Below are 632 nucleotides of genomic sequence, written 5' to 3' on the forward strand. Positions count from 1 at the left end.
GGAGGCGCCCAAAGGTTCCCTCAGAATGGTTGGAAATCATTCGTAGAGTGCAAAGGCATAAGGGAGCTTGACTGCGAGACCTACAAGTCGAGCAGGGACGAAAGTCGGGCTTAGTGATCCGGTGGTTCCGCATGGAAGGGCCATCGCTCAACGGATAAAAGCTACCCCGGGGATAACAGGCTTATCTCCCCCAAGAGTCCACATCGACGGGGAGGTTTGGCACCTCGATGTCGGCTCATCGCATCCTGGGGCTGTAGTCGGTCCCAAGGGTTGGGCTGTTCGCCCATTAAAGCGGTACGCGAGCTGGGTTCAGAACGTCGTGAGACAGTTCGGTCCCTATCCGTCGTGGGCGTAGGAAATTTGAGAGGAGCTGTCCTTAGTACGAGAGGACCGGGATGGACGCACCGCTGGTGTACCAGTTGTTCTGCCAAGGGCATAGCTGGGTAGCTATGTGCGGAAGGGATAAGTGCTGAAAGCATCTAAGCATGAAGCCCCCCTCAAGATGAGATTTCCCATAGCGTAAGCTAGTAAGATCCCTGAAAGATGATCAGGTTGATAGGTTCGAGGTGGAAGCATGGTGACATGTGGAGCTGACGAATACTAATAGATCGAGGACTTAACCATATAATATG

Annotated in this window: 1 rRNA gene (cut by a window edge); it reads left to right on the top strand. The window is 53.3% G+C overall.

From position 1 onward, the window contains the following. Positions 1 to 624, top strand: a 23S ribosomal RNA gene (locus tag DOS87_RS29860); it begins 1,639 nt to the left of the window's first position. The last annotated feature ends 8 nt before the right edge of the window (positions 625 to 632 follow it).

Origin of the sequence: Bacillus sp. CR71, assembly GCF_003429245.1 — a bacterium.
GTDB lineage: Bacteria > Bacillota > Bacilli > Bacillales > Bacillaceae_G > Bacillus_A > Bacillus_A thuringiensis_S.